22 protein-coding genes and 1 tRNA gene are annotated in these 23,381 nt (G+C 60.7%); 10 read left to right on the plus strand and 13 right to left on the minus strand.

Going from position 1 to position 23,381, the window contains the following annotated elements; translation table 11 throughout:
* Window positions 1-41: 41 nt before the first annotated feature.
* The gene (locus tag C6382_RS12485) at window positions 42-389 is read right to left on the minus strand and encodes a hypothetical protein (RefSeq protein ID WP_107024779.1); all 348 of its coding nucleotides are present in this window, start codon (window positions 387-389) and stop codon (window positions 42-44) included.
* 132 nt (window positions 390-521) lie between these two features.
* On the opposite strand from C6382_RS12485, the gene C6382_RS12490 reads away from it, so the two are divergent.
* The 5 genes from C6382_RS12490 (at window position 522) to C6382_RS12510 (ending at window position 4,434) form a co-directional block, all read left to right on the plus strand.
* Complete coding sequence (locus C6382_RS12490; RefSeq protein ID WP_107024780.1) at window positions 522-1,088, plus strand: DUF2796 domain-containing protein; 567 nt, start codon at window positions 522-524, stop codon at window positions 1,086-1,088.
* Window positions 1,089-1,133: 45 nt separating this feature from the next.
* Window positions 1,134-1,853: an ABC transporter ATP-binding protein gene (locus C6382_RS12495; protein ID WP_107024781.1), complete on the plus strand. Its 720-nt coding sequence runs from the start codon at window positions 1,134-1,136 to the stop codon at window positions 1,851-1,853.
* The gene (locus C6382_RS12500; protein WP_107024782.1) at window positions 1,853-3,118 is read left to right on the plus strand and encodes an ABC transporter permease; all 1,266 of its coding nucleotides are present in this window, start codon (window positions 1,853-1,855) and stop codon (window positions 3,116-3,118) included. Before C6382_RS12495 ends, C6382_RS12500 begins: the two co-directional genes overlap by 1 nt.
* Window positions 3,119-3,126: 8 nt before the next feature.
* Complete coding sequence (locus C6382_RS12505) at window positions 3,127-3,642, plus strand: DUF3299 domain-containing protein (RefSeq protein ID WP_107024783.1); 516 nt, start codon at window positions 3,127-3,129, stop codon at window positions 3,640-3,642.
* Between the two features lie 108 nt (window positions 3,643-3,750).
* A complete protein-coding gene (locus C6382_RS12510; protein WP_107024784.1) occupies window positions 3,751-4,434 on the plus strand; it encodes an OmpW family protein in 684 nt (227 codons plus the stop codon).
* Window positions 4,435-4,525: 91 nt separating this feature from the next.
* Here C6382_RS12510 and C6382_RS12515 read toward each other — a convergent pair whose 3' ends face one another.
* Together C6382_RS12515 and C6382_RS12520 are read right to left on the minus strand one after the other, a co-directional pair.
* A complete protein-coding gene (locus C6382_RS12515; RefSeq protein WP_107024785.1) occupies window positions 4,526-5,455 on the minus strand; it encodes an NAD-dependent epimerase/dehydratase family protein in 930 nt (309 codons plus the stop codon).
* Window positions 5,448-6,332 (minus strand): sugar nucleotide-binding protein, encoded by an 885-nt coding sequence (locus C6382_RS12520; protein WP_107024786.1) that lies wholly within the window; start codon window positions 6,330-6,332, stop codon window positions 5,448-5,450. The genes C6382_RS12515 and C6382_RS12520 overlap by 8 nt, the downstream gene beginning before the upstream one ends.
* 163 nt (window positions 6,333-6,495) lie before the next feature.
* On the opposite strand from C6382_RS12520, the gene C6382_RS12525 reads away from it, so the two are divergent.
* Window positions 6,496-7,341: an alpha/beta hydrolase gene (locus C6382_RS12525; RefSeq protein WP_107024787.1), complete on the plus strand. Its 846-nt coding sequence runs from the start codon at window positions 6,496-6,498 to the stop codon at window positions 7,339-7,341.
* Here the strand turns inward: C6382_RS12525 and C6382_RS12530 are convergent, their stop codons facing one another.
* Window positions 7,342-8,160 (minus strand): helix-turn-helix transcriptional regulator, encoded by an 819-nt coding sequence (locus tag C6382_RS12530; RefSeq protein ID WP_107024788.1) that lies wholly within the window; start codon window positions 8,158-8,160, stop codon window positions 7,342-7,344.
* Between the two features lie 175 nt (window positions 8,161-8,335).
* Here C6382_RS12530 and C6382_RS12535 point away from each other — a divergent pair, with 175 nt between their 5' ends.
* Window positions 8,336-9,778 (plus strand): sodium:alanine symporter family protein, encoded by a 1,443-nt coding sequence (locus tag C6382_RS12535; RefSeq protein WP_107024789.1) that lies wholly within the window; start codon window positions 8,336-8,338, stop codon window positions 9,776-9,778.
* A gap of 1 nt (window position 9,779) precedes the next feature.
* Complete coding sequence (locus C6382_RS12540) at window positions 9,780-10,772, plus strand: asparaginase (protein ID WP_107024790.1); 993 nt, start codon at window positions 9,780-9,782, stop codon at window positions 10,770-10,772.
* 4 nt (window positions 10,773-10,776) lie between these two features.
* On the opposite strand, the gene C6382_RS12545 is transcribed toward C6382_RS12540, so the two are convergent.
* The 7 genes from C6382_RS12545 to fdnG form a co-directional block, all read right to left on the minus strand.
* Window positions 10,777-10,872: transfer RNA gene (locus C6382_RS12545), tRNA-Sec, on the minus strand.
* Window positions 10,873-10,878: 6 nt separating this feature from the next.
* Window positions 10,879-12,798, minus strand: coding sequence for a selenocysteine-specific translation elongation factor (gene selB, locus C6382_RS12550; RefSeq protein ID WP_107024791.1), 1,920 nt, complete (start codon window positions 12,796-12,798; stop codon window positions 10,879-10,881).
* Complete coding sequence (gene selA / locus C6382_RS12555) at window positions 12,795-14,225, minus strand: L-seryl-tRNA(Sec) selenium transferase (RefSeq protein WP_107024792.1); 1,431 nt, start codon at window positions 14,223-14,225, stop codon at window positions 12,795-12,797. Before selA ends, selB begins: the two co-directional genes overlap by 4 nt.
* A 69-nt stretch (window positions 14,226-14,294) precedes the next feature.
* The gene (fdhE, locus tag C6382_RS12560; protein ID WP_107024793.1) at window positions 14,295-15,221 is read right to left on the minus strand and encodes a formate dehydrogenase accessory protein FdhE; all 927 of its coding nucleotides are present in this window, start codon (window positions 15,219-15,221) and stop codon (window positions 14,295-14,297) included.
* Between the two features lie 4 nt (window positions 15,222-15,225).
* Entirely contained in the window at window positions 15,226-15,879 is a 654-nt protein-coding gene (locus C6382_RS12565) for a formate dehydrogenase subunit gamma (protein WP_107024794.1), read from the minus strand.
* Window positions 15,876-16,826, minus strand: coding sequence for a formate dehydrogenase subunit beta (gene fdxH, locus C6382_RS12570; RefSeq protein WP_107024795.1), 951 nt, complete (start codon window positions 16,824-16,826; stop codon window positions 15,876-15,878). Before fdxH ends, C6382_RS12565 begins: the two co-directional genes overlap by 4 nt.
* Window positions 16,826-19,891: a formate dehydrogenase-N subunit alpha gene (gene fdnG, locus C6382_RS12575; protein ID WP_146146910.1), complete on the minus strand. Its 3,066-nt coding sequence runs from the start codon at window positions 19,889-19,891 to the stop codon at window positions 16,826-16,828. The genes fdxH and fdnG overlap by 1 nt, the downstream gene beginning before the upstream one ends.
* A gap of 297 nt (window positions 19,892-20,188) precedes the next feature.
* Here fdnG and C6382_RS12585 point away from each other — a divergent pair, with 297 nt between their 5' ends.
* Complete coding sequence (locus C6382_RS12585) at window positions 20,189-21,172, plus strand: hypothetical protein (RefSeq protein WP_107024798.1); 984 nt, start codon at window positions 20,189-20,191, stop codon at window positions 21,170-21,172.
* A gap of 81 nt (window positions 21,173-21,253) precedes the next feature.
* Window positions 21,254-21,781 (plus strand): heme-binding protein, encoded by a 528-nt coding sequence (locus tag C6382_RS12590; RefSeq protein WP_256589086.1) that lies wholly within the window; start codon window positions 21,254-21,256, stop codon window positions 21,779-21,781.
* A gap of 36 nt (window positions 21,782-21,817) precedes the next feature.
* Here the strand turns inward: C6382_RS12590 and C6382_RS12595 are convergent, their stop codons facing one another.
* Window positions 21,818-22,570 carry an SDR family NAD(P)-dependent oxidoreductase gene (locus C6382_RS12595; RefSeq protein WP_107024799.1) on the minus strand — a complete coding sequence of 251 codons (753 nt, stop codon included), beginning with the start codon at window positions 22,568-22,570 and terminating at the stop codon, window positions 21,818-21,820.
* A gap of 23 nt (window positions 22,571-22,593) precedes the next feature.
* On the minus strand, window positions 22,594-23,379 hold the full coding sequence (locus C6382_RS12600) for a TSUP family transporter (protein ID WP_107024800.1): 786 nt from the start codon (window positions 23,377-23,379) through the stop codon (window positions 22,594-22,596).
* Window positions 23,380-23,381: the final 2 nt, after the last annotated feature.

Here is a 23,381-nt window from a genome sequence, read left to right on the forward strand (position 1 = left end):
ACTTACCGCCCTGTGGGAGCGGGCTTGCCCCGCGATAGCATTCACCCAAGCCAATGATAAACCGGCGCATCCGCCCCGCTTTCGACCTTCACCTCGGCACTGTGGCGCAAGCGCACCAGCAGGCGCTTACCCGCAGCGGTACTGCCCGCCAGCCCTTCCAGATGCTCAAGCAACTCCGGCCCATTGAGCTGCCCAGCGTTGCGCAGCACCTCACGCGCCGCCTGCCAGAGAGCGTCATCCGGCCGGGCATTGGCCACCGATGCCACTGCAGCAGCCGTCGCAACCGGCACTACAGTCGCTAAATGCCCCCCCAGATGCGCCCATTCCCCTGGATCCAGTTCCAGGGTCAAATCCACCGGCCAGTCGCCGATATGTCCACGAATACGCACGGTCGCTTCCTCTACTCAGTGACGGGCTCCATGCTCCCACGCCGACGATCCTTCGCCAAGCGCACTGGCACCGGCAGAACAAGTTGTTATAACATAACCAAACAAACCCTGTGCCCTCGTGGAGTTCTGCCCATGCGTCGCCTGTTCCTTGCCTTGCCGTTCGCCTTGCTGCCCCTGGCCGTTGCTCACGCCCATGAGGACCACGACCACGATCATGACCACGCTCATGGCAGCCTCGCCGCCCATGAACACGGTGCTGCCCGTCTCAACGTGGTGCTTGATGGCAAGGCGCTGGAACTGGAACTGCAAAGCCCGGCGATGAACCTGGTCGGTTTCGAACACGAGGCCAGCAGTGATGCCGACAAAGCCAAGGTCGCCACCGTGCGCGCCCAGCTGGAAAAGCCACGGGCGCTGTTCACCCTGGCCAAGGCTGCCGACTGCAGCGAAAGTGCCCAGGAACTTGAGAGCCCATTGTTCGGCGACAACCCGGCAGCTCAAGAGGCTGACAAGCATGATCACAGTGAAATTCACGCTCACTATAAATTTGATTGCGCCAAGCCCGAGCAGCTCACTGGCCTGGATCTGAGCCCACTGTTCAAGGCCTTCCCCGCCACGCAGAAAATTCAGCTACAACTGATCGGACCTAACGGCCAACAGGGTGTCGAAGCCACTGCGGCTAACGCCTCAATCCCATTCTGAAAGCCCTTTGCAGCGAAACGCCCAGGGTAACCTGGGCGTTCATTTATGAGCCAGGCACTGATTGAACTGACCGACCTGGGCTTTGCCTGGCCGGGCCAAGCCCCTTTGCTGGATATCCCCGCCTTGCGTCTTGAGGCCGGCGAATCGCTGTTTCTCAAAGGCCCCAGCGGCAGTGGCAAAACCACCCTGCTCGGCCTGCTCGGCGGTGTGCAGATGCCCGACCGCGGCAGCATCCGCCTGCTCGGCCAGGACTTGAGCGAGCTGAAACAAGGAGCCCGTGATCGTTTCCGGGTGGATCACACCGGCTACATTTTCCAGCAGTTCAACCTGCTACCGTTCCTTTCGGTACGAGAAAACGTCGAACTACCCTGCCGCTTCTCGCGCAGCCGCGCGCAACGCGCTGCCGAACGCCACGGCAGTATCGATCAGGCAGCCGCCAGCCTGCTCGCCCACCTCGGCCTGAAAGATCCGGCCTTGCTCGCCCGCCGCGCCGACAGCCTGTCGATTGGTCAGCAACAGCGGGTCGCTGCCGCTCGCGCCCTGATTGGCCAGCCGGAACTGGTGATCGCCGACGAACCGACCTCAGCCCTCGACGCCGACACCCGTGAAGCGTTCATTCGTCTGTTGTTCGCCGAATGCCGCGACGCCGGTTCCAGCCTGCTGTTCGTCAGCCATGACCAGAGCCTGGCAACGTTGTTCGACCACCAGTTGTCACTGCCCGAGCTCAACCGCGCGGCCCTGCCAGCCAACGCTCAGGAGGCCTGATGTACCTGCTCCGTCTAGCCCTGGCGAGCCTCGCCAACCGTCGTTTCACCGCCTTTCTGACCGCCTTTGCCATCGCCTTGTCGGTGTGTTTGCTGCTGGCCGTTGAGCGGGTGCGCACTGAAGCCCGCGCCAGTTTTGCCAGCACCATCAGCGGTACCGACCTGATCGTCGGCGCTCGTTCCGGTTCGGTGAACCTGCTGCTGTATTCGGTGTTCCGCATCGGCAATGCCACCAACAACATCCGCTGGGACAGTTACGCGCATTACGCCAGTGACAAGCGAGTGAAATGGGCGATTCCGATTTCACTCGGTGACTCCCATCGCGGCTACCGGGTCATGGGTACTACCGGCAGTTACTTCGAGCATTATCAGTACGGCCGTAAGCAAAACCTGCAATTAGCCCAGGGCCGGGCGTTCGCCACCGATCCGTTCGAAGTGGTGCTGGGGGCCGAAGTTGCCCAGGCCCTGCATTACAAGCTCGGTGACAAGCTGGTGCTGGCCCACGGCGTGGCCGCCATCAGCCTGGTCAAGCATGACGACAAACCCTTCACGGTGGTCGGCGTGCTGCAGCGTACCGGCACTCCGGTGGATCGCACCTTGCACATCAGCCTGGGCGGTATGCAAGCGATGCACATCGACTGGCACAACGGCGTCCCGGCTCGTGGTGCCGGGCGGGTCAGCGCCGAGCAGGCGCGCGACATGGACCTTGCGCCCACGGCCATCACCGCCTTCATGCTGGGCCTGAATAACAAGATCGCCACCTTCAGCCTGCAGCGCGAGATCAACGAGTATAGCAATGAACCGCTACTGGCGATCCTGCCAGGCGTCGCTCTACAAGAACTCTGGAGCCTGATGGGCACTGCCGAGCAGGCGTTGTTCGTGGTCTCTCTGTTCGTCGTACTGACCGGGCTGATCGGCATGCTCACGGCGATCCTCACCAGCCTCAACGAACGCCGTCGGGAGATGGCCATCCTGCGCTCGGTCGGTGCCCGCCCGTGGCACATTGCCGGGCTGCTGATACTCGAAGCATTGGCCTTGGCGGTAACCGGCATCGTCGCCGGTCTTGGCTTGTTGTACTTGGGCATTGCCCTGGCCCAAGGTTATGTTCAAGCCAACTACGGGCTGTTCCTGCCGCTGGCCTGGCCGAGCCCCCACGAATGGAGCCTGTTGGCGATCATTCTGGGGGCTGCGTTGCTGATGGGCAGCGTGCCAGCCTGGCGCGCCTATCGGCAGTCCTTGACCGATGGCCTGTCCATCCACCTGTGAGAATTCTGATGCCACGCGTTTTGCTGTCGATACTGCTGTTGGTGACCACGCCATTGTGGGCGCAGGAGCCGCGCACCCTGGAATGGCCACAACTGATTCCCCCAGACGCACCGGTGATCCGCCCACAGTTGGCGCCGATGCATGATCTCTCGCAGTTAAGCGATGCTCTGGCTGCCGAATCTGCCCCGGCTGCCCACCAGCAAGCGCCGAACGCCCCGGTGGTCAAGGCCCTGGATGGCCAGCAGGTCAAGTTGCCGGGCTACATTGTGCCGCTGGAAGTCAGTGAAGAAGGTCGCACCACCGAGTTTCTCCTGGTGCCCTACTACGGCGCCTGCATCCATGTACCGCCGCCACCGTCGAACCAGATTGTGCATATCGTCAGTGAGATGGGTGTCAGGATCGAAGACCTCTACCAACCCTATTGGATCGAAGGCCGGATGCAGGTGAAAAACACCAGCAGCGAACTGGCCGACGCCGGCTACCAGATGGAAGCAGAGAAAATCTACGCCTATGAACTAGAATGAATCGCCTCTGTTCAGCTTTGACGCTTTCATTGAGCTGGGTCAAATCGCCAAACTGGTGGCTCTTTACCATTGGACGCACTTAATTCTAAACGTCCTTTGGGAGCTTCCATGAACAAGTCCTTGCTCAGCGCCTCGCTCATTGCCCTGGCGCTCGCAGCCCCTGTTGCCCACGCCCACAAAGCTGGCGACTTCATCGTGCGCGCTGGCGCGATTACTACTGCTCCCAACGAAGACAGCGGTGAGATCAAGCTCGACGGCTCCAAAGCGTCCGGCACCAAGGCGACCCTGGACAGCGACACCCAGCTGGGCCTGACTTTTGCCTACATGCTGACCGACCATGTTGGCCTGGAATTGCTGGCCGCCACACCGTTCCAGCACACCGTCGGTGTCAAAGGTCTGGGCCCGGGCCTGGACGGCAAGCTGGCCGACATCAAGCAACTGCCGCCAACCCTGTCGCTGCAGTACTACCCGATGGCGCCAAGCTCGAAGTTTCAACCGTATGCCGGTATTGGTCTGAACTACACCATGTTCTTTGACGAAGACCTGAGCAGCAACCGCAAGGCCCAAGGCTTCAGCGACCTGAAGCTGAAGGATTCGGTCGGTCTGGCAGGACAGCTGGGCATGGACTACATGATCGACGAACACTTCCTGGTCAACGCCTCGATCTGGTACATCGACATCGACACCAAGGCCACCATGGACGGCCCGAGCGCCTTGGGCGTTGGCAAGACCAAGGTCGACGTCGATGTCGATCCATGGGTCTACATGGTGGCTGTGGGTTACAAGTTCTGAGTTAGCGTTTAACGCACATCGCGGGGCAAGCCCGCTCCTACAGGTATCTCATTCCTGTGGGAGCGGGCTTGCCCCGCGATGCTTTCAGCCCTCAGCGCCCCAACAGCCGCGCCAACCCCTCGGCCATCGGCGTCGGCGCAGGGAAGTCAAAGCGCGCCAGCAAACGCTGATTGTTCGCCCGCGAATGACGGATATCACCGGAACGCGCCGGGCCATGGCTGATTGCCGGTAAGTCACCGACCACCGATTTCAACGCGACCAGCAACTGGTTCAGTGACGTGGCCTGATTCAAGCCGATGTTCACCGCGCCCTCCTCGACCTGTTCCTGCTCCAAAGCCTGGACCATCACCTGAACCAGATCGCCAACATAGAGAAAGTCTCGGGTCTGCTCGCCGTCGCCGAACAGAGTGATCGGCTGCCCCTTCAAGGCACGCTCGCAGAAAATGCTGATCACTCCCGAATAAGGCGAGGAAGGATCCTGGCGTGGTCCGAAAATGTTGAAGAAACGGAACACCACCGGCTCCAGGCCATGCTGGCGACGATAGAAATCCAGGTATTGCTCACTGGCCAGCTTGTCCACAGCATAGGGCGTGAGAGGCGCCTTGGGAGCATCTTCCTCGATCGCCAGGCCTTCGCCATTGTTGCCATAAACAGCCGCACTGGAAGCATACAACACACGCTTGATGCCATTGACGCGCATGGCCTCGCAAACATTCAAGGTGCCGATGAAGTTGCTCTGGTGAGTTTTCACCGGGTCGTCCACCGAGGCCTGCACCGAGGCCACAGCGGCCAGGTGCACAACAGCCTGGCACCCCGCTGCTGCTCGCTTGACCAGCTCGCCGTCGGCCACATCGCCTTCGATCAGCTCAAGCCTGGGGTTGTCCATTTTCAGGTTGCCGAGCTTGCCGGTGGACAGATCATCGAGGATCCGTACCGCGTAGCCTTTTGCCAGCAGCGCATCGCTCAGGTGAGAACCGATGAAGCCGGCGCCACCGGTGATCAGAATTGGGGCATCAGCCATGACGATAGAATCGATCCAGTAGAGGTGGCAAACCCGAGCGCCAGGCACGGGGTTTGATACCGAATGTGTGCAAGATTTTCTTGCAGGCCAGCACTGCATGTTGCGGTTCTTCGCTGGCATCCGGACGTGCGGCATGGGCCTGCGCGGTCGGTGCGGTGACAGCCAGTGGGTGCAACTGCGCCGCTTCGGTGAGGATAGCCTGACCGAGCGCCAGCGGCGTGGTGGCTTCGTTACCGGCGTAGTGGTACGTCCCCCACAGCGGTGCTGCGCAATCGAGCTGTTTGAGCACCGAGAGAATCACCCGTGCAGCATCGTCCACCGGGGTTGGATTGCCCCGGCGATCATCGGCCAGGAGCAACTCCTGCGGCTGTTCGGCCCGGGTCAGAAAGCGCCCGAGCACGCCATCGATGCTCTCGTCGAGCAACCAGCCAAAGCGCAGCAACACATGCTGCGGACAGGTCGCCCGTACGCTTTGCTCAATCCGCCACAGTGCCTGACCACGCACGCCCAGCGGCACCGGCTCATCCTTCTCGCTGTAGGCGGTGGCGCGCGAGCCATCGAACACCCGGTAACTCGAAGGCTGGACCAGAATGATGTTGTGGTGTTGGCACAGCTCAGCCAGGCGCTCCACCGAGCGCTCCTGCTGGGCCAGGCGCTTTTCGCTGACAGACTCGGCCTGGAACCAGTCAAAGTAGTAGGCCAGATTCACCAACGCGTCGGGGCGGGTGTCGTCCAGCAACTGGGTCAGGCTGGCCGGGTCCCAGCCTTGCTCTGGCGGACGCGGTGCCAAAAAGCCGATATCTTCCTCGGCCCCGAGACGAATCAGCGCTTGCCCAAGGGCATTTCCACCACCCAACAGCATCAGGCGCATTCGCATAGAGTCAGCAGATCCGATCAGATTGATTGAGGAAAGAGCACATTTTGCGTTTTCCGGCAGGGGAAGTCCAACGCTGGCCTAGCTGACGCCTTATCTACGCAAATCGGCAAACGGCCTATAATGCGCCCGACACGAGCATCCTCGGCTTCTCAAGGCGACGTCCATGGAACTTGAAGCGGCTTCAGCACAACGTTCAACCTGGCAATACGATGAGCCCAGCCCTGGTGCTGAGCGGTTCATCACCGAAACCTTCGACAGCTATCAACAACAGGCCCGGCTACTGATCCCCGACCAAGAGCGTGCAGCGCCGCTGTTCGTTGTCGGTGGCGCACGCTCGGACTTCACTCGCCTCAATCCCCTGCTCTACCGGCTACAGGCATTAGGCATCGGCTCGCTGAGCGCCAACCTGTCCGGGCACAGTCTTGCCAGCGAGCCGGGGGCGTTTGAGCCTTCATTGCGCACCAACCGTGAAGAAGCGCTGCGCTTTCACCAGCATATCGCAGCGCGTTGCCAGACCGTGATCGGTCATAGCCTGGGGGCTTCCATCGCTTTGAAGCTGGCGGCACAGCAACCGGCTGTGGATAAGTTGATCTTGATCTGCCCCGCTGTCTACCCCGACAGCGCCCATGACGCCCCCTTCGGTCCCGCCTTCACAGCGGCAATCAGCAAACCCTATGGCTTTCTGGACTGCGACAGTTTCGAGTTCCTGCGCCGGTTCCACGGCCGGGTATTGCTGGTGATGGGTGAATTCGACGGGCTCAACTCCCAGACTCATGGCCAGGGTGCCGGTACATCAGCCGGCACCTTGTGGCTGGCAGGTGCCCAGCGCTACAGCCCGATCCCGGAAGAAGTCACCCGCTCGCTGCTCAAATCTGTGCCGCCTCCGCATCTGCAGTATCTGCTGCTCTCAAACTGCGATCACGGCATCGCGGCACACTTGCGGGCAGCGCCGCTGGTGGCGGATCAGGTGGCGCAGACGGTAGCGGAGTTCATCTTCGACGGCAGTTGATCATTCGAGCTCGAACAGCCCGTCGCTGATCGGCCCGACGTTCAGGCGCTCGCGCACATCGTCATCGATACGCGGATCGTCCGGGCGATATAGCTTCACCTGGCGGTAGGCGCTGATGCGGTTGATCTCGGTTCCCAGGTACTCCCAGACCACCCGGGTGCAGGCCGGTGTGCGCCGGTCACCGCTGGATACCCCGGTTTTCAGGCCATTCAAGCGGGTGATGCGGCTCTTGAAGCTGGGGATCAGGATGGTCTGGCTCATCTCGTTCACCGTCAGCGACTCGTAGTCGATGAGAAACAGGCGATCCTGCAACTGGAACGCCGCCCCCAGGTAACGACAGCGTACCCAGTCTTCGGCCTGCACATCGGTACTGCTGGAGCGCTCCTGACGCTCCTGGCGCTCGAACAGGAAGGTGCCGCGTTCCTCACGCAGGTGCACTAGCGACAGCAGGATCGAGCCCGGCACCGACATGCAGTTGGAGTATTCGAAGTAGTAACCGCAGTAACGCGACAGGTTGCCGCTCTGCTCACGCAATGGCCGCAGCAGTTCGCTCAGCGGATCTTGTTGCGGGGCGCTGACACTGGCCGGGTTGCGCGCGCCGATCAATCGGGCGAACTGTTCCGGTGGCAAACCCAGCTCGTAATCCTCAACACCGAAGAAATCGCCGATGCGCTTGAGGTTGAAGGCCGTCGGCTGGCTTTGCCCGCTCAGGTACTTGTTGAACTGTGCGCGGTTGATCGACAGCTGCCGGCAAACCTCTGAGATAGAGCGGTAGTGACTGCAGGCGAGTTTGAGGTTGGTAGCGAGATTTTCGCTCATGCGCGTCGTTCCAGGTGATGCGATAGGCGCCATTATAGCATCAAGTCGCATCAACTCAGAGCAACCCGCGAAATTGTAACCATATTTATCTTGACCAACCATGCGCCCCTGGAAAAGGCGCATCGACGCCAGTCCAGTTGTCTTTCATGCAAAAAATAAGAATCGAGGTCACTCCATGCTCGAAGCACTCAACGATTTCCTTTCGGGGAAACTCCTCATCGTGCTGATCGTCGGACTCGGTGGCTATTTCACCATCCGCTCGCGTTTTGTCCAGTTCCGCCATTTCGGTCACATGTTCGGCGTTTTCAAGGAATCCCTGCGTGGCCAGGCTGGCCAGCTGAGCTCGTTCCAGGCCCTCATGCTGAGCCTCGCCGGCCGCGTCGGCGCCGGTAACATTGCCGGTGTCGGTATCGCGGTAACCCTGGGTGGCCCAGGTGCGGTGTTCTGGATGTGGGTCACTGCCCTGCTGGGTATGTCCAGCAGCTTTTTCGAATGCACCCTGGCCCAAGTCTACAAGCGTAGCGACGGCGACGGCCTGTACCGTGGCGGTCCGGCCTACTACATCCAGCACGGCCTGCAACTCAAGACCATGGCCGTGGTGTTCTCCCTGCTGCTGCTGGTGACCTACGGTTTTGCCTTCAACGGCCTGCAGTCCTACACCGTGACCCACTCGCTGCAGAACGCCTTCGGCTTCGCGCCCGAGCACTCCGGTATCGCCCTGGCCGTACTGCTGGCTATCGTCTTCATCGGCGGCATCAAGCGTATCGCTGCAGTTTCCGACCTGTTGGTACCGGTCAAGACCCTGGCCTACATCGGCGTGACCCTGTACGTAATCGGCAGCCAGATCGAGCACGTCCCGGCCATGCTGGAAACCATCTTCAAGAGCGCCTTCGGTCTCGATCCGGCTTTCGCTGGCCTGCTCGGCAGCGCCATTGTCATGGGCGTGAAACGTGGCGTGTTCGCCAACGAAGCGGGCCTGGGCAGCGCACCGAACGTTGCTGCCGTAGCCGCGGTGAAACACCCGGGCGCGCAAGGTGTGGTCCAGGCCTTCAGCGTCTTCCTCGACACCTTCGTAATCTGCACCTGTACCGCGCTGCTGATCCTGTTGTCCGGTTTCTACACCCCGGGTTTCGAAGGTGACGGCATTGTCCTGACCCAGAACTCCCTGGCGGCGGTAGTCGGTGACTGGGGCCGTCTGTTCGTCAGCGTGGCGCTGTCGCTGTTCGTCTTCACCTGCATCCTCTACAACTACTACCTGGGTGAAACCAGCCTGCAGTTCCTGACCCGCAACCGCCTGGTGCTGCTGGGCTACCGCGCGCTGGTGCTGGCACTGATCGTCTGGGGTTCGGTGCAGAACCTGTCCACCGTGTTCGCCTTTGCCGACATCACCATGACCTGCCTGGCCTTCGTCAACCTGATCGCCCTGGCCCTGCTGTTCAAGATCGGCCTGCGGGTAATGCGCGACTACGATGAGCAACGCAAAGCGGGTATCAAGCAGCCAGTGTTTGACGCACGCAAGTTCAGCGACCTGGATCTGGATCTGCAAGCCTGGCCGGTCAATCCGCTGACTGAGTCCAAGCCTGCAGCCAGCGCTGCTGTCGCGCAGCCGCAGAACTGACATGCGCGCCGTCAACAACCTGCTGGTCCTTTACACCGGCGGCACCATCGGCATGCTCGAAACACCGCAAGGCCTGGCGCCAGGCGGTGGTTTCGAGGCGCGCATGCGCGACTACCTGGCGGCTCACCCCGAATCGCCAGGCATCCGCTGGACCTTGCGTGAACTGTCGCCGTTGCTCGACAGCGCCAACATGCAGCAGGGCAACTGGCTGGCAATGTGCGATGCGATTGTCGAAGCCGTGAAGAAGGATGGCCACGACGCCATCCTGGTACTGCACGGCACCGACACCCTGGCCTACAGCGCGGCGGCCCTGTCGTTTCTGTTGCTCGGGCTGGGAGTACCGGTGGTGCTGACCGGCTCGATGCTGCCGGCGGGCGCCTCGGACAGCGATGCCTGGCGTAATCTGTGCGGTGCCTTGAGCCTGTTCGAGACCGGTGTCGAGGATGGCGTGCATCTGTATTTCGCAGGTCAGCTGTTGCATGGCGCGCGCGCCAGCAAGCTGCGCAGCGAAGCCTTTGATGCCTTTGCCGCGCTTTCGCGTCATCGCGAAGGACCGCGAGCCGAACAGATTCCAGCAGAACTCACTTATCGCCAGCCTCGTGTCGCGGTGAACCTGGCGGTACTACCGGTCTTTCCGGGGCTGCAGGCGGCTCATGTGCGAGCGTTGATCGACAGCGGTGTCAAAGGCCTGGTGCTGGAATGCTACGGCAGCGGCACCGGCCCTTCCGATGACCAGACCTTGCTCGAAGTCCTGACCGATGCGCGCCAGCACGGCGTGCTGATGGTCGCTATCAGCCAATGCCCGCAAGGCAGTGTGCAGTTCGATACCTACGCAGCGGGCAGCCGGCTACGTGATGCAGGTTTGATCTCGGCAGGCGGCATGACCCGCGAAGCGGCGCTGGGCAAACTGTTCGCGCTGTTGGGTGCCGGGCTGGATGTGGAAACGGCGCAGCACTGGTTCGCCCTGGACCTGTGCGGGGAACGGGCGCAATAGCAAATGGCGGAAGGCAGCGGGAGTCGAACCTGCCCGGGAACGGCTGCCGTCCCCAACCGGGTTTGAAGCCCGGCCGCGCCACCGGGCGCGATTGCCTTCCTTGAACTCAAAGCCCTGGCGATTGTGCCAGGGCGTTGTCGGCACGCACCTGACGCCGGTCACCGATACGCCGGGTCAGGCCGATACGATCAAAATATTCCAGCACTTGAATGCTGCGCTTGCGGCCGATACCCAGCACATCACGAAAGGCAGCCACCTGCACCACCGGATCGTCACTGGCCAGCTGCAAGAGCATAGCTGCCATTTGTCGGATTGTGACGTCAGGATAGAACAGATCGCGCACCACCTGGTGCACCTGGCCCAGACGCGCCAGCTTGCGCAACAACAATCGCACCTGCGCCTCCTCTTGCGCCAGCGACCTGGCCAGATCACGGACCCAGGGCGGATCGAATTGCCCTTGTTCAAGCAGCGGCTGCAACTGCAGCCATAGCGCCTCATCCACCTCGCTCAGGCGTACCTGATGTTCGGGCAAATGCAGCCAGGGGCCGTTGCCAACAATGGCGCCACTGGCGAGCAGTTCATCAAGCAGGCTGATAAAGGCCGGACGTTCCAGCGGCAAGGCGGCAAAGCGGCGCAACCGATCCCGGTCGGGGCCGAGCTGATCGGGCTCCTGCTCATGAAAGTGCGCCAACTGCTCTAACACGGTCTGTTTCAGCGCCTGCCATCGCGCCGCGGTGAACAGCAACGGGCCCTGACGTGTGGCGATGACCTGAACATCTGCCGGCAGTTTCCAACTGCTACGCAAACGGTTGAACTGACGCTCCAGGCGCTGCGGCTCCAGACCGACCTCATCATTGGCCAGCAACGCGGGCAAAGCCTGCTCCAGGCTGTCGACACTTGCCAGTGCCTGCAGCTGCGCTAGCCGCGCCTCGCTGCGACGTTGTCGCGCCGGGGCATAAGGGTCGAGCACCCGGCCACCGCCCAGGGTGCGTTGCGCGCGGTGGTCACGCAGCACCAAGCGGTCGCCGTGTACCGCCTGCAGTGGCGCGTTGAGCTGTAACTGGGCAAACATGTGCGCACCGGGCCGCAGTTGTTCACCCTGCAATAACGCCACCCGTGCGCTGACGTCCTGGGTGCCCAGGTGCACGTGCACCGGGCTGAAGTGGGCAAAGCTACGGATTTCACTGGCAAGTAATTGCAGCTTGATATCCACCCGCTGCGTCGGTCCGTACAGCCATTCAGCGAGCAACCAGTCGCCACGGCGAATCTGCGCCAGTTCCAGGCGCTCGGCACTGATGTTCAACGCCACCCGCTGACCCGCCCATGCCTCGGCTACCGCCTGATTCTGGGCATGCAGCCCGCGTACCCGCACCGGCTTTCCAGCCTTGCCCAGGAGCAAGGTGTCACCCAACTGCACTTGACCAGCGAGCGCGGTGCCGGTGACCACAATACCGGCCCCCGCCGCCGCAAATGCACGGTCGATGGCCAAGCGAAAGCCGCCCCGGCGACTGCGTTCACGGATCTCTCCCTGCGCAGCGATCAAGGCCTGACGCAGGGCTGCGACGCCCTCACCGGTGACGCTCGACAGCGGAAATTGCGCAGCGCCAGCATAGGGGCCGGCTTCCAGCAAGGTACTGGCTTGCGCCTGAACCTCGCGAACCCGCCCCGGCTCGGCGCGGTCACACTTGCTGATGGCTACCAGCAGCCGGGGAATCCCCAGCAACTGCACGATGGCCAGGTGTTCTCGGGTCTGCGGCATCACCCCGTCATCAGCGGCCACCACCAGCACCACCAGATCAACACCCTGAGCACCCGCCAGCATGTTGTGGATAAACCGCTCGTGGCCCGGCACGTCGATGAAGCCGGTCAACGGCGCCCCCGCGTCCAGACTCGCATAGCGATAACCGAGGTCGATGGTCATGCCCCGTTCGCGTTCCTCCCGGCGCTGATCTCCCGTCTGGCCAGTCAGGGCTTCCAGCAGGGAGGTCTTGCCATGGTCAATGTGCCCTGCCGTGCCGACAATCACCTCAAGGCCTCTAGCCACTGCAAATGCGGCAATTGCGCCAGCCATCCAGCCTCGTCGTCCAGTTGCCGCAGGTCCAGCCACAGCGCGTCATCATCAACGCGCCCAAGCACCGGAATCGGCAATGTGCGCAGGGCCTCCTCCAGGCCACGCAGGCTGCGACCACGCAAGCGTCTGGACAGCTGCGGGCGCAGGCACAAGGCCGCGCTAGGCAAGCGGGCCACCGGCTGACTGCCGCTGCCAATCATGCTCAGCGCCGGCACGGCAGCGACGTGCCAATCCGCCCCCAACATCTCTGCCAGCAGCGGTGCCAAGCGCTCGGCCTGGGTCAGAATGTCGGCCTGCGGGCGGGTCAACAGGCGCAGGCTCGGCAGCCGCTCAGCCAGCAGGTCAGGGTTACGGTACAGACCCAGCACGGCCTCCAGGGCGGCGAGGGTCAGCTTGTCGACTCTGAGGGCGCGCTTGAGCGGGTTCTTCTTGATCTTCGCGATCAACGCCTTGCGCCCGACGATGATCCCGGCCTGGGGGCCGCCGAGCAGCTTGTCGCCACTGAAAGTGACGATGTCTGCACCGTCGGCCAGTGCCTGGCGTACCGTCGGTTCAGCCGGCAAGCCCCAACGGGTGAGGTCCAGTAAACTGCCGCTGCCCAGGTCTTCGAGCAGCGGCAAGTGGTGCTGGTGGGCCAGTTGCGCCAGCTCTGCGGTTGCGACCTGGGTAGTGAAACCCTGGATGCTGTAGTTGCTGCAGTGCACTCGCATCAACAGACCGCTGCGCGGGCCGATGGCCGCCTCATAGTCGCGGGTGTGGGTACGATTGGTGGTGCCCACCTCATGCAGCTTGACCCCGGCCCGGGCCATGATGTCCGGAATGCGAAAAGCGCCGCCGATCTCGATCAGTTCGCCACGGGAGATAATGCCTTCCTTGCGCGCACCCAAACTGTTGAGCGCGAGCAGCACCGCCGCCGCGTTGTTATTGACCACCGTGACCGCCTCGGCACCGGTCAGCTCACGGATCAGCCCTTCAATCAGGTCATCGCGGTCACCGCGCTTGCCGCTGGCCAGGTCGTATTCGAGGTTCAGTGGGTAGCGTGCCGCCATTTGCACCGCGTCGATAGCCTCCTCAGGCAGCAGCGCGCGGCCAAGGTTGGTGTGCAGCACGGTGCCGGTGAGGTTGAACACCCGTCGTACCTGGCTGCGATGCTGGGCTGCAAGCCGTTCACCGGCGCGCCCGGCGAGTACTGCCGGGGCCAGCTCTGCGGCGTCTAGCTGGCCGAGCCTGGCCGGCTCGCGCAGATCGTCGAGCAGCTGGCGCAGGCTGGCCAATACCGCGTCACGGCCGTAGCGCTCGATCAGCGGCTGGCAGGCGGGGTGACGCAAAAGGGTGTCGATGGAGGGCAGGCGTGTCGGCAGTTTGGCGAGGTTGGAGGGCATTAACGAGGTTACCTTCAACAGGGTGGCCCGCGATGGCAGCGGCACAAAACCTGAGTGTAGACGCTGTACTCACTCCCCTCCCGGCGCCAGCATCAGATTCGGCGCCAGCCGCTGATAGCCCTCCTGATCCAGGCGCAGGTCCAGTGCCAGGCTTGCCAGATCCGCAGACAGCGCCTCGGCATCAGCATCGCACTCCAGATAAATCTGCTTCAGGTAGACTTTGCAACCTGGACAACATTCAGCCCGTAGCGGCGCTTTGCCGGCGGCATGGCGATCATCCTCAAGGTTGAAGTAAGTCAGCCCCTTACTCTGTTCACAGTAGATACATTTGACCCGCACCACATGCCACTCACAGGCACACAGCGAGCACACCAGATAACGCAGACCGTTGTACTTGCCACGATGACGGATCACCCCGGCCATGGCCGGCGATCCACAGGCCGGACACTGACAGAGGCTGTCGCCCGCCTTGGGTTCGGTGTTCGGTAGGTTCAGTAACCAATGGCTCCAGGCCGCCTGCAAGGCAGCCCCGAGAAACGGTACCAGGGCTGCAGGCACCGCGCTGAACTGCCCGGTCAGCAAGGCGATGCCCCAGAGCTTACGCTGTTCGGCACTGGCATCACGCAAGGTGCTCACTGCTACACCCAGCTCGGCGCTGGCAGGTGCGTGATAACGCTGTAACAAAGCATCCAGATAAGCCAGCCAATGCCCTTCTCGCACCAGGCTGTCAGCGGCCAGTGGCGGCAAGCCGTGCTCCAGGCACAGGCGCTGACGTTCAGTCTCGGCAGGTGCTGCCACAGGGGGTTGATCAAGCAGGCTTTGCTGAATACGACACAAGCTGGCAATCAAGCGCAGGTAATCACCCAGCGCATTGCCTTCGGCAAGGCTGTCCAGCCGCGCCGCGCGCAAGGCAAACAGGTTGGCGGGTGGCAGATAGAGAAACGGCGGCGTGCTGGCCGCCGCTTCGATCTGCCCAGGTTCAAGAATGGTGCTCAAGTGGTCATCCTTTTTTACTGATCTGCGAGTCCGGCGGATCCTCGCGGGTCACTTCCCGATACCATAGTTCATGGTGCTTTTTCGCCCAGGCGCGACTGACCCGACCATGCAGCATCGCACTGGCCGAGCCCTTGATCCAGATTCCGGCATAGATGTGCACAATGACGCTCAGCACCAGCACGAAAGCTGCTAATGCGTGCAGCAGCGTTGCCAGGCGAATCGAGCCGATACCGAAGTACTGGCTGAACCAGGCCCGCCAGATCACCACGCCACTGAACAGCAGGACCAGCATGCACAGTAGCAAGGTCCAGAACAGCAGCTTCTGCCCGGGGTTGTACTTACCGATGGATGGCACGCCCTGCTCTTCGTTACGCATTACCCGGTCGATACGTCGCAGCCACAAGCGATCGTTGCCGCTGATGAAGTTGGCGCGCCAGAAGCGCACCACCAGACCGAGGAAGAACACGAACATCGCCAGGCCCAGAAACGGATGCAAGATCCGTGTCCAGGGCCCGCCCCCGAACAGGTGACTGAGCCAGAACAGCGCCGGGTGGAACAGCGCCAGCCCAGACAAACCGGCAAGGATGAACAGAATGGCAACCAACCAATGGTTGCTCCGTTCGTTGGCGTTGTAGCGCAGGATAGGTTTGTCGTTCATGGCCGCTCCTCCCCTTGCCCACCCGGTGTGTGCGGGTCATACACATGCACGGCGGGATCGACCACATGCACGCTGGTATCCGGTGCACTCGGGTGCTCGTCCTCCTCGACCCGGCTCGGACCGATGCGCACATAGTGGAAGAACCCCGCCAGCACCGCCGCGCCCATGGCCAGCAGCGCCAGCGGTTTGCTCACCCCTTTCCACAACCCTACCAACGGGCTGATTACCGGCTGGTCCGGCAGGCCCGCGTACAGCTTGGGTTGATCGGCATGGTGCAATACATACATCACATGGGTACCGCCGACACCATCCGGGTCATACAAGCCGGCGTTGTCGAAACCCCGCGACTTGAGGTCGACGATGCGTTCGGCGGCGTGCTCTTTCATGTCCTCCTTGGTGCCGAACACAATCGCCCCGGTCGGGCAGGTCTTCACGCAAGCGGGCTCAAGCCCCACCGCGACACGGTCGGAACACAGGGTGCACTTGTAGGCTTTGTGATCCTTCTGCGAAATACGCGGAATGTTGAACGGGCAGCCGGTAATGCAGTAACCGCAGCCGATGCAGTGGTCCTGATTGAAGTCGACGATGCCGTTGGCATGCTGGATGATCGCGCCCGGGCTCGGGCAGGCCTTCAGGCAGCCAGGATCGGCGCAGTGCATGCAGCCATCCTTGCGGATCAGCCACTCCAGGTTGCCTTCGGTGTTTTCGTGCTCGGTAAAACGCATCAAGGTCCAGGTTTCTGCGCTCAGGTCCTGTGGGTTGTCGTAGGTGCCATAGCTATGGCCAACCTCGTCACGCAGCTCGTTCCACTCTGAACAAGCGACCTGACACGCTTTGCAGCCGATGCACTTGGTGGTGTCGATCAGCTTGGCCACCTGCTCCTGCTGGCGGATCGACGGCGGCGCAGTGGTGGTGGCCGAACGGGCGATGATGTCTTGGCTAGCCATCAGATTTTCTCCACGTTGACCAGGAACGACTTCGATTCCGGCGTTTGCGTATTGCCGTCACCGAGGAACGGCACCAGGGTGTTGGTCAGGTAGCCGTGCCGGGTCACCCCGGTAAAGCCCCAGTGCAACGGAATGCCGATCTGGTGCACGGTCTGGTTGTTGACCTGCAGCGGACGAATCCGCTTGGTCACCACTGCCACCGCCTCGATATGCCCGCGCTTGCAGGTGACACGCACCCGGTCGCCCGCCGCAATGCCTTTCTCCTTGGCCAGCACCTCGCCGATTTCGACGAACTGCTCCGGCTGCGTCACCGCGTTGATCGGACAATGCTTGGTCCAGAAGTGGAAGTGCTCGGTCAGCCGATAGGTTGTGGCGGCGTAGGGGAATTCCTTGGCTTGCCCCAGGGTGTCCCATACCGAATCGAACACCCTTCCTGCCGGGTTGCTGGTGGCCTTCTTGTTGTTCGGGTGCAACGGGTTGACCCCGATAGGTGTTTCGAACGGTTCGTAATGCTCCGGGAACGGCCCTTCGGCCATCTTGTCCAAGGCAAAGAAACGCGCCACGCCCTCAGGGTTCATGATGAACGGATTCATCCCAGCTTCCGGTGCGGAATCGGCTTTGAAGTCCGGCACATCGGTGCCGCCCCAGGCCTTGCCGTTCCACCACAGCAAACGCTTGTGCGGCGACCAGGGTTTGCCCTGCACGTCAGCCGAGGCCCGGTTGTAGAGAATCCGCCGGTTCGCAGGCCATGCCCAGGCCCAGCCGAGGTTTTGCTTCATGCCGAACGGATCGGCGTTGTCACGCCGAGCCATCTGGTTACCCTGCTCGGTCCAGCTGCCACAGAAGATCCAGCAACCGGAGGCGGTACTGCCATCGTCCTTGAGCTGGGCGAAGCCGGCCAACTGCTGTCCGGCCTTGATGGTCGCACCGCTGGCATCGGTGACATCGGCCACCGCGTAACCGCTGAACTCCTTGGCGATCTCTTCCGGTGTCGGTTCGTGGGGCACCTTGTACGGCCAGTTGAGCTTGAGGATCGACTCAGCCCAGGCGCCACCTTCACGCTGGTAACGCTCACGCAGGCGCAGGAACAACGCGCTCATGATCCACACGTCAGTCCGCGCCTGGCCAGGACCGTCAGCGCCCTTCCAGTGCCATTGCAGCCAGCGGCTGCTGTTGACCAGCGAACCGTCTTCCTCGGCAAAGCAGGTAGTGGGCAGACGAATGACTTCGGTTTGCACATTCGCCGTATCGACATCGTTGTACGGCCCGGCATTGCGCCAGAACTCCGAGGTCTCGGTGGCCAGCGGGTCCATCACCACCAGCCATTTGAGCTTGCTCAGCGCGGCAGTGACACGGTTCTTGTCGGGCAAGGCGGCAATCGGGTTGAAGCCCTGGCAGAAGTAACCGTTGACCTGCTCCTTGGCCATCATGTCGAACATCTTCAACACGTCGTAGCCCGGGATATCCAGCTTCGGCAGATAATCAAAGCCCCAATGGTTCTCGGCGGTGGCGTTGGCGCCATACCAGGCCTTCATCAGGCTGACATGGAACTTGCCGTAGTTCTGCCAGTAGGACAACTGCCCCGGCCGCAGCGGCTTGGGTGCTCGTTTGGCGATGTAGGTGTCATAGTCCTGCTCGGCGTCCGACGGCAGGGTCAGGTAGCCCGGCAGCAGGTTCGACAACAGCCCCAGGTCCGTCAGCCCCTGGATATTGGAGTGACCGCGCAGGGCGTTGACCCCGCCACCGGGCATACCGACGTTACCCAGCAGCAACTGGACCATGGCCGCACTGCGGATGATCTGCGAGCCGATCGAATGCTGGGTCCAGCCCAGGGCGTAGAGGATCGTCATGGTTTTGCCCGGTTGCGAGCAAGTGGCGATCTCTTCCCAGACCTTGCGCATGCTGTCCACTGGCATACCGCAAATCTGGCTGGCCAGCTCCGGCGTGTAGCGGCTGTAATGCTGTTTCATCAGCTGATAAACACAACGCGGATCCTGCAGGGTCGGGTCGACCTTGGCAAAGCCGTCTTCACCGAGTTCGTAACCCCAGCCAGACTTGTCTGTATAACTACGTTTGTCTGCGTCGTAGCCGCTGAACAAGCCGTCTTCGAAGCCATAACCTGCTTTGACGAGGAACGACACGTCGGTGTAGTTGCGCACGTACTCGTGCTGAATCTGATCAGTGCTGATCAGGTAATTGATCAGCCCCCCCATGAAGGCGATATCTGTGCCGGTACGAATCGGCGCGTAATAATCGGCCACCGAAGCAGTTCGGGTAAAACGCGGGTCGACCACGATCAGCCTGGCCTGGTTGTGCGCCTTGGCCTCGGTAACCCATTTGAAGCCGCACGGATGGGCTTCTGCAGCGTTGCCACCCATCACCAGGATCAGATTCGCGTTGGCGATATCGGTCCAGTGATTGGTCATGGCTCCACGGCCGTACGTCGGGGCAAGACTTGCCACCGTCGGGCCATGTCAGACACGTGCCTGGTTATCGAACCCCAGCATGCCCAGACTGCGAATGACTTTGTGGGTCATGTAGCCGGCTTCGTTCGACGAAGCCGATGCGGCTAGAAAGCCTACGCTCAGCCAACGATTGACCGTCTGACCCTGGGTGTTCTTCTCAATGAAGTTGGCGTCGCGATCGGTCTTCATCAGATCGGCAATACGATCCAGCGCCTCATCCCAGGACATCCGGGTCCACTCTTTGCTGCCTGGTTTGCGCACCTGTGGGTACTGCAGCCGGTTGGGGCTGTGGATAAAGTCGAGCAGACCGGCGCCTTTCGGGCACAGGGTGCCGCGGTTCACCGGATGGTCGGCGTCGCCTTCGATATGGATGATGTTTTGCGCAACGTTCTTGGCCGCATCACCCTGGCTGTACATGATCAAGCCGCAGCCGACAGAGCAATAAGGACAGGTGTTACGGGCTTCTTTGGTATGCGCCAGCTTGAAGTGACGCACCTGCTCGGCGAAGGCCGGTGTCGGGGCCATGCCCAACGCAGCCAGGCTCGAACCTCCAAGGCCGATAGCGGCGACCTTGAAGAACTGCCGACGGTTGAGATCCATCGTGCACTCCTGATCAGGTGGTGGACGCGCGGGACGTTGCCGGCGCCTCTTGAACGATCACGGTGGCGTCTTTTACAGCAGATGCCAGTTGATACTGTAGTCAAGAATCCTGATGTCGGGGTGAAGATAGAAAATCGTCGTGCACGGGATATCCGCAGAAATTCCAACCCACCTCCAATATTCCGTTTCAGCTTCGTTGTTATTCCAAACAAACATTAAAACCTGACATTTTTGCCAGTCACCGTTTATTTTCGCCTACGACATACTCCAACTGTCACCAAGACAAGGAGATAAACAATGTCATTTGACCTACTAGGCCCTGACCCCGCTGACGGCTACCCTCACACACCGCCCACTCTCGCCATGGCTGCGGGCGATGAAAAACAGCAAGCCCATCAGTACGCAGTCAATATCGACATTGCTATGCGTCAGCACTATGCGGCTAACTTGAAGGCGTTGAGCAAAACGCTGTATCCGCTGTTGTACGCAGAAGCGACATTCAGTGGTGGGCGCTACACATTTTCCGTTGATGAGCACACAACGTATGTGTGCCAGGAATCAAACCCCGTCTATACACAACTCAAAGCCATTGCGCATATACCTCTCGGCATCTATTCGATTATTTTTCCCTATGCCAAACATTCTACCAACGGGCAGTGGCTGGAACCTTTGCGCGTATTCTCTGGCCAGGTAGCCAGTGTGCTCGAACGCGTGGAGCATCTTGATATCCCCGAAGCGATACGCAATGCCAGTGAACGTATCTTGAGCGAGGCCATTGCGTTCATGGCCAGATTATTAGAAGAAAAGAGATTTACCATAGAACAATACGAAGCGTTCTGCCACAGCCTGGGTGACGCCATACTGACCAATCAGAATTTTGCGGCAAAAGACCAAGTCGAGGTGATGCGAGGTTATTTGCTTCATTGGCGAGGTCTGGTTGGCCAGGAAACCTGGGACAAAATGTACGTTGTGTGCCAATGCCTTTGGCCAGTTTCCCAAGAAAGCGCACATGAGCAAATTATAAAATCGACAATGGCCCCTGAGTACCACGACACTCACATGATTGTGTCCGAAGCGGTACCGACCTTGGACGCAGCCAAGCTGCTGCTGGCACGCATACTCGCTGATCGCGTGCTGGCAGCCAACGTTTTTGACAAATCCGCTCACCCGGAGTTTGCCCAGAATATTTACTCGCTATCGACTGAACGGGATCTTTTGGCAAGATCGGTTGGCGCTGAATTAATTCGGACTTTGTCGCGATGCCCGCATGGGCATTCCTGACACGATATTGAGACGAGGACTACACCTTCTCGTTACAGCTCCTGCTAGGTTGGCTTGACTATTCAAGGACCACACTTGGCAATGAAACCAACATGTAACCTCGCAGCTCCCATCGGATGGATAAGCCTGCTATTGCTGATCGGGCCTGCGCTCGCCAATCCAGAGCTCAGTCATGAGGTAGCCGTGAAGCACGAGCAAAGTACCAGCTATTCGATTACATCGCAGATGGCGCAGACTATGGCGGATGTTGCTGTGCGTGCTGCCCGGGAGAAAGGCTTCACTATTGTTGTCAGCATTGTCGACAACCATGGCAACCTCAAGCTTTTCCATCGCATGGACAATACCAGCAGCGGCAGCATTCAAGTATCCCAACTCAAAGCGTCAACCTCCGCTCAGTTTCCAGTCTCGACAAAAGCCCTGGCAGAAAGAAGCGCAGGATTGGCGGGAAATCCTTATGGATCGATCCCGGGCTTTCTACTGCTGGAGGGTGGGTTGCCAATCATCAACAAAAACGGCATGCATATCGGCGGCATCGGTATCAGTGGCGCGACTCCGGAACTGGATGGGCAGTTTGCTCAAGCGGCAATAGACGCGCTTGCTGAAAAGTAAGCCGCTATTGCCACCGTTACTCCCCTGCTCGCCCCGTTACAAGCTGCGTACAACATTGAGGGCTGCGCTGCTCTGAGCTACCGGCATGATCTCGATCGAGTTGATGTTCAGATGCTCCGACTGCTGGGCAATCCAGGACACGGTATTGGCAATGTCCTCGGGGCGAATAGCCTCGACATCCTTATACAGCGCTTCGACCGCCTGCATGTCGCCGTTGAGCCGTACCACCGAGAAGTCCGTCCCCGAACACAGTCCCGGCTCGATGTTGCTTACCCGCACCCGGGTGCCGGCCAGGTCGGCGCGCAGATTCAAGCTGAACTGTTTGACGAAAGCCTTGCTGGCACCATACACATTGCCGCCCGGATACGGATAGGTGCCGGCAATCGAGCCGATATTGATGATCAAGCCACTATTGGCCGCCACCATTGCGGGCAGGATGCGTTGGGTGACCAGGGCAAGACCGGTGATGTTGGTGGCGATCATTCGCTCCCAGTTCTGCGGGTCGCAGTACTGCGCGCGCTCAATGCCCAACGCCAGCCCGGCGTTGTTGACCAGTACATCGATCGGCAAGGAGACCTCAAATATCTGCTTGAACGCCTTGTCCAGCGACGCCTTGTCGGTGACATCCAGCGTCAGCGGGATGAAGTGCTCGCCAAGCTCCTGCTTCAGAAGCATGAGCTTGTCCATACGGCGCGCGCCACCGATAACCCGATAGCCGTCGGCGATCAGTCGGCGACAGATGGCTTTGCCAAAGCCGGCCGATGCGCCGGTCACAAATGCGGTTTTCATGCGGTTTACCCTTTGTCGGTAGATCAGGCCAGGTATTTCACGCCAAGGCTGGCGAACAGGCAGAGCATCGATAGCACCAGGACCTTGCGCACGACATCGCTGCCCTTGCGAATGGCCAGGCTACTGCCCAGGTGGTTGCCAAGGACGTTGCAAGCCACCAACGGCAAGGCCAGCAGGTAGATCACTTTGCCGGCCATGACGAACGCCACCAGCGCGCCGATGTTCGAGGCAAAGTTGAACGTCTTGGAGTTGGCTGAACTGGAGACCAGGTCCATTCTCAGCAGGTAGTGAAAGGCGATGATGAACATGCTGCCCGTGCCAGGCCCAAAGAAGCCGTCATAGAAGCCGATGATCAGGCAGGTCAGCGGTACCACGGTAAAAAGCATGGCATCGGACAGAACATGTTCCTGCACGGGCCGGTCCTTGGGCGTGAGGAAAATCAGAATACCGAAGGGAATCAGGGCCAGAATGATCTTGCCGACAGTTTCCTGCGCGATCGACACAATCAGGTGCGCGCCAAGATAGGCACCCAGCAACGAAAACGGCACGCCGACCAACGCCACCTTCCAGACCATCTTGCTGTTGAGCAGAAAATTCCTGATCGCCGCAAGGGTACCCAAGGTGCTGACCAGCTTTTCCTGCCCCAACGCCACTTGCGGTGGCAGGCCCACCAGCAGAAAGCCCGGCACCAGAAACAATCCACCGCCACCGGCGATGCTGTCGACAAAACCGGCGATGAAGGCAATGGCGCCCAGCAACATAATCGCCAATACCCAATGTTCAGCCCAATAGGCCCCTAGCAACTCCATAG

Origin of the sequence: Pseudomonas sp. BBP2017, assembly GCF_003024385.1 — a bacterium.
Classification (GTDB): domain Bacteria; phylum Pseudomonadota; class Gammaproteobacteria; order Pseudomonadales; family Pseudomonadaceae; genus Aquipseudomonas.